Raw genomic sequence first — 6,222 nt, 5'->3', positions numbered from 1 at the left:
GCCGGGTCCGGTTGCTCTCCCCCTCGACGATGGCGACCCCTCGACGAGGGTGACGGTGGTGCCGTCCCGGCCCACGCCGAACGGGAAGTTGCGTCTCCGGGTCGGGGTGTGGGCCGTCAGAGCTCCGGGAGCGCCTCTCCGGCCTGCGGCTCGCGGCCCTCGGTGAGCCGGAACAGGTAGCCGCGCAGGTAGGCCTCCAGTCCGTCGTCCAGGTAGGCGGCGTACTGCCGCAGGGCCTCGGGTTCGTTCCGGCCGTCGTCGCCCAGTTCCAGCTCGCTCGTGATCCAGGCCCGCACCTCGTCCCGGCGCGACCACCAGTCGCGCACCGCCTGCGGGGTCCAGTGACAGTCACCGTCCCAGGCGTAGCCGCCCTGCGGTTCGCCGTGGGCGATCTCCACCAGGGCGGCCACCTCGCGGGGGTTGGCGGGCTGGCGGTGGACGAACTCGCAGTGCTCGTCGTCCGAGAGCACGAGCTCGGGGAGGTAGTACGGGCCGTTCAGCCCGCTGTCGGTCTCGCCGGCGTAGAACGGGCCCGGCACGTTCAGCCGGCTGCGCTGCTCCCAGCGGCCGTCGCCCACGGAACCGGTCATCTCCCGGGCGGTCGGCAGCGGGTCCCAGTAGGCCTGCTCCTGCCACGGGCCCTCCACCGGGTAGTGGAGCAGCCGCCCGCGCATCCGCTTGGCGGCCTCCCGCAACCGCGCCTCGTGCGAGAGCGGTGCGGCCCGTCGGCTGCCCCGTGCCCGGTTCAGGAGCCGGGTCCACCGGCCGGCCAGTCCGCCCATCTGCGTTTTCCCCATGCGGCTCACCTTAGGCGTGGCGCCGGGAGGCCCACCCTGGGCCGTGGCACCGGACCGGCCCGGCCTCGACCGAAGCCGACCTCGACGAAGCGGCAGCGCGCTCGGCGGCGGACGGGACCGGGCCGACGTGAGCCGCGGGGCGGAGTGGGAAGTCGGCCGGGCCGACTTCCCACTCCGGGCGGTTCAGTGGGACGCCTCGCCGGTGCCCGTGCAGCAGGCCTCCGGCGCGTCGGCGGCGCTCTTGCCGAGGCTGTCGGCGTCGGCCTTGACGACGTAGACCTCCCAGGGCTCCTTGCCGGGGGCGGTCACCCAGACCTTGTCCTGGACGGCGTAGCAGCAGGAGGTGTCGTTCTCCTCGAAGGTGGCGAGGCCGGCCTCGCGCAGGCGGGCGGTGGCGGCGGTGACCTGCTCGGTGGAGGCGACCTCGACGCCGAGGTGGTCGAGGCGGGTGTCCTCGCCGGGCTCGCCCTCGATGAGGACGAGCTTTAGCGGGGGCTCGGTGACGGCGAAGTTGGCGTAGCCGGGGCGGCGCTTGGCGGGCTCGGTGCCGAAGAGCTTGGAGTAGAAGGCGATGGAGCCTTCGAGGTCGGCGACGCGCAGGGCGAGCTGGACACGGGACACGGTGGCCTCCAACGGGCAGGAAGGGCTCGAAGGGCTGGAAGGGCTGGAAGGGCTGGAAGGGCTGGAAGGGCTGGAAGGGCTGGAAGGGCTGGAAGGGAGCAAAGGGACTGAACGAGCCTGTATCGATGTCTGTCGATTCAGCCTTGCACTCTGGATCGATATTCGTCAACATAGAAGCATGTCGAAACAGGAACTCCCGCTGCTCGATCGGGACGACGCCGCGGACGGCTGCTGCCCCCGGCTGCTGAGCGCCCCGCTGGACGCGGACCAGGCCGCCGAACTGGCGTCGCTCTTCAAGGCCCTGGGCGATCCGGTGCGGCTGCGGCTGCTGTCGATGATCGCCTCCGGCGCCGGCGGCGAGGTGTGCGTCTGCGACCTGACGCCGGCGTTCGACCTGTCCCAGCCGACGATCTCCCACCACCTGAAGCTGCTCCGGCAGGCCGGGCTGATCGACTCCGAGCGCCGCGGCACCTGGGTGTACTACCGGCTGGTCCCCGAGACGACCGACCGCCTCGCGGGCATCCTCACCCGCCGGGCGTCCCTCGGCGCCGCCGAGTGAGCGCCGACGCCGGGGCGCCCGGCCCGGTGGCCGGCCGGCTGTCGTTCACCGACCGCTACCTCGCGCTGTGGATCCTCGCCGCGATGGTCCTCGGCATCGGCCTCGGCCGGCTCGTCCCCGGCCTGGGCGACGCGCTCGCGAAGGTGACCGTCACCGGCGTCTCCCTGCCGATCGCGTTCGGCCTGCTGGTGATGATGTACCCGGTGCTCGCGAAGGTCCGCTACGACCGCCTCGACACCGTCACCCGCGACCGCCGCCTGCTGCTCCCCTCCCTGCTGCTGAACTGGCTCGTCGGGCCCGCCCTGATGTTCGCCCTCGCCTGGCTCCTGCTGCCCGACCTGCCGGAGTACCGCACCGGGCTGATCGTCGTCGGCCTCGCCCGCTGCATCGCCATGGTGATCATCTGGAACGACCTGGCCGGCGGCGACCGGGAGGCCGCCGCCGTCCTCGTCGCCCTGAACTCGCTCTTCCAGGTGGTCGCCTTCGGCGCGCTGGGCTGGTTCTACCTGTCCGTGCTGCCCGGGTGGCTCGGTCTGGAGCGGACCGTGCTCGACGTCCCGGTGTGGGAGATCGCCCGCAGCGTGCTGATCTTCCTCGGCATCCCGCTCGCCGCCGGCTACCTCACCCGCCGCCTGGGCGAGAAGGTCCGCGGCCGCGCCTGGTACGAGACGGCGCTGCTGCCGCGCATCGGCCCGTTCGCGCTGTACGGGCTGCTGTTCACGATCGTCGTCCTGTTCGCGCTCCAGGGCCGTGCCATCACCGCGCAGCCCCTGGACGTCGCCCGGATCGCGCTGCCGCTGCTGGTCTACTTCGCCGTCATGTGGGCCGGTTCCCTGGCACTGGGCCGCGCGGTGGGACTGGACCACCCGCGGGCCACCACCCTCGCGTTCACCGCGGCGGGCAACAACTTCGAACTGGCCATCGCCGTCGCCATCGCCACCTTCGGCGCCGCGAGCGGCCAGGCCCTCGCCGGAGTGGTCGGCCCGCTGATCGAGGTGCCCGTCCTGATCGGCCTCGTCCACGTGGCCCTCGCCGCCCGCCGGTACTTCCCCCGGCCCGCCACCGTTCCCGCCACCGTTCCCGCCACCGTCCCTGCCCCCGCCACAGCCCCCGAACCCGAAGGTTCCGCCCGTGTCTGAGTCCAAGCCGTCCGTGCTGTTCGTCTGCGTGCACAACGCCGGCCGCTCCCAGATGGCCGCCGCCTTCCTCACCCGGTTCGGCGGGGACCGGGTCGAGGTCCGGTCGGCCGGGTCGGCGCCCGCCGACGGCGTCAATCCGGCCGTGGTCCGGGCGATGGCCGAGGTGGGGATCGACCTCTCCACCGAGACGCCCAAGGTGCTCACCGTCGAGGCGGTCCGGGCCTCGGACGTGGTGATCACCATGGGCTGCGGCGACGCCTGCCCGTACTTCCCCGGAAAGCGCTACCTGGACTGGCAGTTGGCGGACCCGGCGGGCGAGGGCGTCGACGCCGTCCGCCCGATCCGCGACGGGATCGAGCAGCGTGTCCGCGCCCTGATGGCGGAACTCGGCATCGAGGCCGTCGCATGAGCGGGGTGGTGAACGTCGCCGCGATGACCCCGGCGCACGCCGCGCAGGTCCTGGAGATCTACCGGTCGGGCATCGACGGCGGCGACGCCACCTTCGAGACCGGTGTGCCGAGTTGGGAGGAGTGCGACGCGGCTCGCATGGTCGAGCACCGCCTGGTCGCCCTCGACGGGTTCGACCGGGTGCTCGGCTGGGCCGCGGTGGCGCGGGTGTCGGAGCGGAGCGCGGCCCACGGGACCCCCACCGCACCGCCGTCCGAACGGCCCGCCGGACCACCCCCGAACCGCCTCTGACCAGCCCGTTAGGCTCGCTCCATGACTGCCGACCACCACCACACGTGCGCGTGCTGCACGGAACGCCACGACGGCCCGCCGCTGTCCTACGGGGCTCCGGCGCCGGTGGAATGGAAGCCGCGCTACTCCCGGCGCCGGGACAGCGAGCTGACCGCCGACCAGTGCGTGGTCAAGGGACGGCACTTCTACGTCCACGGCCTGATCGAGATACCGGTGCGTGACAGCGGCGACACGTTCTCGTGGGGCGTCTGGGTCTCCTTGAGCGAGCAGAACTTCGCCCGGACGCACGACCTGTGGGACGACCCGGTACGGGAGCAGGAGCCCCCGTACTTCGGCTGGCTCTCCACCGAGCTGCCCGTCTATCCGGACTCGACCCTCCTGCTCAAGACCCACGTCCACACCCGCGCGGTCGGCCGGCGTCCTTTGATCGAACTGGAACCGACCGATCATCCCCTCGCGGTCGAGCAGCGCGAAGGCATTACGACCGGCCGCGTGCGGGAATTCGCGGACCTGCTCCTCCGGGGCTGACGGCCTCCGGCCCGCTGACGGTCCCCGGCCGCTGCTTCCCGCCGACGGTCCGCAACAGCCGGCCGCGGTGCGCGGTGCACGCCGCGTGGTGCACGCCGCGCGGTGCCGTGGCCGGCCGGTGCGCGCACGGCCGGTCGGTGCGTGTCAGACACCGACCGCGGTGCCGGCGTGGGCGGAGGCCGCCTGGTACTCGTCGTCGCCCTCGAACCGGGCTTCGCAGCCGGTGGCGAGGGTGCTGGCGACGATGACCGGGTCGAGGATCTTGGAGCCGGAGTTCAGCTCGGCGATCCCGCTCTGGTCGGTGGTCGCGGAGCCGACCCGCTGGCCGCTCGCCGTGCTGTAGAAGGTGATCTGCCGCCCCACGATCGGCTTGCCGTCCATGTCGGTCAGCGTGGCCTCGAAGTCGCCGCTGATCGGAGCGTGGGCGACCACGTGGCCGCTGACCGTACGTGCCGTGAGCTGGACTGGCTTCTTCTCGGAAGTCATGGTGTAACCTCCCGGATGCTCTGGGCTACTACTTCCACCGTAGGTGCCTCCGTGACGGCCTGCACGCGGGCAGTGATGCCGCAGGTCGGAGGGGCGGTGGGGGGTCGACGTCGGGCGGTGGTCGAGCGGTGCCCTGTCGCGGGTCGGCGGAACCGGAGCCTGACGCCCCTCCCGACGCACGCCGCCCGGGCCGCACGGGCGGGAGACCGGGGCAACCCGGTGGAGTTCGGGGCGGGGATCGGGGAGACTCGCGCGCATGGTTTCGGTACTGCAGAACGTGGCGATCGACTGCGCGGACGCCTATGAGTTGGCGCGCTTCTGGAGCGGTGTGACGGGCAGGCCGCTGGACCCCGACTGCCGGCCGGGGGACCACGAGACCCAGGTGCTGCTGGCGGAGGGCCCGGTGCTGTACTTCAACCAGGTGTCCGAGGCGAAGACGGTCAAGAACCGGGTCCACCTGTGCCTGCGGCCCGAGACCTCGCGCGATCAGGAGGTGGAGCGGCTGCTCGGCCTCGGCGCCGGCCTCGTCGGCGACCACCGGAACCCCGACGGTTCGGGTTGGGCGGTCCTCGCCGATCCCGAGGGCAACGAGTTCTGCGTGCTGCGCAGCGACTCCGACCGGGCGGCCGCGCACCCGTGAGGGCGCCGGGTCGGGCCACGCGTTCACGGCGCCGGGGGCGGACCGGATCCCGACCACCACGGTGACGGTCGACACCGCTCGCGGCGGGTCACGGAGAAGTGGGCCGCCCGCGCTCCGGGTGCCGGTGCGACCAGGCCCCGACGCCCAGGGCCGTCCCGATCCCGAGGAACGCGCCGACCCCGGCCGGCGCGATCCACCCGGTGATCGGTGCGGCCGGGGCGCCGCCCTCCCCGGGGAGGGCGAGCAGCCCGGTGAGCAGGCCGTACGGGACGAGCAGCGTTCCCGCGCAGGCCAGGGCGAGCAGCGGCCTTCGCGGGAGCTTCCGTCCCCAGGGCCGGACGAGGGCGCAGGCGAGGAGCAGCCCGGTCAGGGCGAGGACGGCCGTGAAGTCGACGCCGTGCCGTTCGAGCAGGACGAGGGCGCCGGGCGCGCCGTTGCGGGTGAACTCGTCCGCCATGTCGAAGCCGTCCGCGAGTCCGGCCCGGCCGCCCGCCGCCCAGTAGGTCTTGACGGCGATGTAAGGGACGGTGGCGGCGGCACCCAGGGCCACGACCCTTCGCGCTGCCGCCGGTGTCGGTGCGTGCACCATGTCTCCTCCTGGGGCATCACCCGCGTCGGCCGCTGCCGCCGGGTGGTTCCACAGTGCCGCGCCCGGGGAGTCGGGTCGTCCTTCCCGGGGCCCGGCCGCAGGGCGGTCCGTCCCTCGCGCGGGGGAGGAGTGGGGGGGGGGGCGGGGCCGCCGGCCCCACCCCC

The 6,222-nt window shown here is 73.2% G+C and carries 10 protein-coding genes; 6 read left to right on the top strand and 4 right to left on the bottom strand.

The features are described from left to right. Window positions 1–116: 116 nt before the first annotated feature. Window positions 117–797 (bottom strand): ferredoxin, encoded by a 681-nt coding sequence (locus ACIQOV_RS22550; RefSeq protein ID WP_401051060.1) that lies wholly within the window; start codon window positions 795–797, stop codon window positions 117–119. A gap of 183 nt (window positions 798–980) precedes the next feature. Beyond that, a complete protein-coding gene (locus ACIQOV_RS22545) occupies window positions 981–1,418 on the bottom strand; it encodes an ArsI/CadI family heavy metal resistance metalloenzyme (RefSeq protein WP_401051058.1) in 438 nt (145 codons plus the stop codon). A 178-nt stretch (window positions 1,419–1,596) separates the two neighbouring features. On the opposite strand from ACIQOV_RS22545, the gene ACIQOV_RS22540 reads away from it, so the two are divergent. The 5 genes from ACIQOV_RS22540 to ACIQOV_RS22520 are packed head-to-tail and all read left to right on the top strand — an operon-like array spanning window position 1,597 to window position 4,343. Continuing rightward, window positions 1,597–1,977, top strand: coding sequence for an ArsR/SmtB family transcription factor (locus tag ACIQOV_RS22540; RefSeq protein WP_401051056.1), 381 nt, complete (start codon window positions 1,597–1,599; stop codon window positions 1,975–1,977). Next, entirely contained in the window at window positions 1,974–3,116 is a 1,143-nt protein-coding gene (arsB, locus tag ACIQOV_RS22535; protein WP_401051055.1) for an ACR3 family arsenite efflux transporter, read from the top strand. The genes ACIQOV_RS22540 and arsB overlap by 4 nt, the downstream gene beginning before the upstream one ends. After that, window positions 3,109–3,525, top strand: a complete 417-nt coding sequence (locus tag ACIQOV_RS22530) for an arsenate reductase ArsC (RefSeq protein WP_401051053.1) — start codon at window positions 3,109–3,111, stop codon at window positions 3,523–3,525. The genes arsB and ACIQOV_RS22530 overlap by 8 nt, the downstream gene beginning before the upstream one ends. Next, the gene (locus tag ACIQOV_RS22525) at window positions 3,522–3,815 is read left to right on the top strand and encodes a GNAT family N-acetyltransferase (protein ID WP_401051052.1); all 294 of its coding nucleotides are present in this window, start codon (window positions 3,522–3,524) and stop codon (window positions 3,813–3,815) included. Before ACIQOV_RS22530 ends, ACIQOV_RS22525 begins: the two co-directional genes overlap by 4 nt. 21 nt (window positions 3,816–3,836) lie before the next feature. Then, complete coding sequence (locus tag ACIQOV_RS22520) at window positions 3,837–4,343, top strand: DUF2199 domain-containing protein (protein ID WP_401051049.1); 507 nt, start codon at window positions 3,837–3,839, stop codon at window positions 4,341–4,343. Between the two features lie 144 nt (window positions 4,344–4,487). Here ACIQOV_RS22520 and ACIQOV_RS22515 read toward each other — a convergent pair whose 3' ends face one another. Then, window positions 4,488–4,829 (bottom strand): hypothetical protein, encoded by a 342-nt coding sequence (locus ACIQOV_RS22515; protein WP_401051048.1) that lies wholly within the window; start codon window positions 4,827–4,829, stop codon window positions 4,488–4,490. A gap of 256 nt (window positions 4,830–5,085) precedes the next feature. On the opposite strand from ACIQOV_RS22515, the gene ACIQOV_RS22510 reads away from it, so the two are divergent. Next, entirely contained in the window at window positions 5,086–5,469 is a 384-nt protein-coding gene (locus ACIQOV_RS22510; RefSeq protein ID WP_401051045.1) for a VOC family protein, read from the top strand. Window positions 5,470–5,557: 88 nt separating this feature from the next. Here the strand turns inward: ACIQOV_RS22510 and ACIQOV_RS22505 are convergent, their stop codons facing one another. Then, window positions 5,558–6,058: a hypothetical protein gene (locus ACIQOV_RS22505; protein WP_401051043.1), complete on the bottom strand. Its 501-nt coding sequence runs from the start codon at window positions 6,056–6,058 to the stop codon at window positions 5,558–5,560. Window positions 6,059–6,222 lie beyond the last annotated feature (164 nt).

Source organism: Kitasatospora sp. NPDC091257, assembly GCF_044757675.1.
GTDB classification, from domain to species: domain Bacteria; phylum Actinomycetota; class Actinomycetes; order Streptomycetales; family Streptomycetaceae; genus Kitasatospora; species Kitasatospora lactacystinica.
The sequence above is the reverse complement of the archived record's forward strand: the minus strand, read 5'-3'. Positions and strand labels throughout refer to the sequence as shown.

Coding starts and splice junctions, on each gene's coding strand:
- ACIQOV_RS22550 (WP_401051060.1), bottom strand. CDS start 797: ATGGGGAAAACGCAGATGGGCGGACTGGCCGGCCGGTGGACCCGGCTC.
- ACIQOV_RS22540 (WP_401051056.1), top strand. CDS start 1,597: ATGTCGAAACAGGAACTCCCGCTGCTCGATCGGGACGACGCCGCGGAC.
- ACIQOV_RS22525 (WP_401051052.1), top strand. CDS start 3,522: ATGAGCGGGGTGGTGAACGTCGCCGCGATGACCCCGGCGCACGCCGCG.
- ACIQOV_RS22520 (WP_401051049.1), top strand. CDS start 3,837: ATGACTGCCGACCACCACCACACGTGCGCGTGCTGCACGGAACGCCAC.
- ACIQOV_RS22515 (WP_401051048.1), bottom strand. CDS start 4,829: ATGACTTCCGAGAAGAAGCCAGTCCAGCTCACGGCACGTACGGTCAGC.
- ACIQOV_RS22510 (WP_401051045.1), top strand. CDS start 5,086: ATGGTTTCGGTACTGCAGAACGTGGCGATCGACTGCGCGGACGCCTAT.
- ACIQOV_RS22505 (WP_401051043.1), bottom strand. CDS start 6,058: ATGGTGCACGCACCGACACCGGCGGCAGCGCGAAGGGTCGTGGCCCTG.